The sequence below is a fragment of the Kitasatospora nipponensis genome, from assembly GCF_039528135.1.
Classification (GTDB): domain Bacteria; phylum Actinomycetota; class Actinomycetes; order Streptomycetales; family Streptomycetaceae; genus Kitasatospora; species Kitasatospora nipponensis.
Map to the genome: position 1 here is coordinate 1 of NZ_BAAALF010001082.1, position 536 is coordinate 536.

The window sequence follows — 536 nt, forward strand, 5'->3', positions numbered from 1 at the left end:
CGTGAACGGATCCTCGTACGGGTCGATGGCGTTCGCCCCCTTCACCAACTGGTCCGACATGGCGTCCACCGCCCAGACCGGGATGAGCCAGGGCGCGGTGGCGCCCACGCTGTTCTACTTCGCGCCCAAGAACATCTGGGTGCTGGCCTACCAGTGGGGCGCGTGGCCGTTCATCTACCGCACCTCCAGTGACCCCACCAACCCCAACGGCTGGTCCGCGCCGCAGCCGCTGTTCACCGGCAGCATCCCCAACTCCGGCACCGGCCCCATCGACCAGACCCTCATCGCCGACGACCAGAACATGTACCTGTTCTTCGCCGGCGACAACGGCAACATCTACCGCGCCAGCATGCCCATCGGGAACTTCCCCGGCAGCTTCGGCTCCTCCTACACCACGATCATGACCGACACGACGGCCAACCTGTTCGAGGCACCGCAGGTCTACAAGGTCAAGGGCCAGAACCAGTACCTCATGATCGTCGAGGCTCGGGGTACGAACGAGCAGCGCTACTTCCGCTCCTTCACGGCCACCAGCC

General features: G+C 65.1%; 1 protein-coding gene. It reads left to right on the top strand.

Going from position 1 to position 536, the window contains the following annotated elements; genetic code table 11:
* A partial coding sequence (locus ABD323_RS44995; RefSeq protein WP_344447725.1) for a non-reducing end alpha-L-arabinofuranosidase family hydrolase occupies positions 1-536 on the top strand: 536 nt, incomplete at both ends.